The sequence below is a fragment of the Vibrio sp. Y176 genome (assembly GCF_033438945.1).
Map to the genome: position 1 here is coordinate 1 of NZ_JAWOQS010001228.1, position 508 is coordinate 508.

The 508-nt window shown below is 46.9% G+C and carries 1 protein-coding gene; it reads right to left on the minus strand.

Annotated features, from left to right (window positions below; all coding sequences use genetic code 11):
* The coding region (locus tag R7O13_RS31110; RefSeq protein ID WP_318305762.1) for a response regulator at positions 1–508 on the minus strand (508 nt) is incomplete at both ends.

Consider the following 508-nt stretch of genomic DNA (forward strand, 5'->3'; position numbering starts at 1 on the left):
CGGTCATGTTTGAGTCTAATACCTCAATGTAATCTGGCATCATGTCTTCAAACATCTTGATGCTGTCGTACACGGGTTTAACGCCGACAATATCCACATAAGACTCTAGCATATCCAGATCCAGTAGATGTGTCTCAATCACAGGAGAAGGCGCCGCTTCTTCCTTGACTTCAGGCTTAACAATCACCGCGGGTTTATCGACTCGATCAACAAAGAACTTATCTATCACTGACTGAATAGCATGCACAGCTAATGGTTTACTGATTGCGTCATCCATTCCATTTTCTAAGTACTCTCGACGATCTTTCATCACGTTCGCCGTTAACGCCACCAACGGAGGTAAGTGGTCATAATGCTCACGGTAGTACTTCGCCACATCAAACCCTGTCATGTCTGGCAGTTGAATGTCCAACAGCGCAAGGTCGTATTGGTCCGGCACAAAGTTGACTAACGCTTCTTCCCCAGTCATCGCGACCGTCACGGAATGCCCCAAACTTTCTAGCAGCGA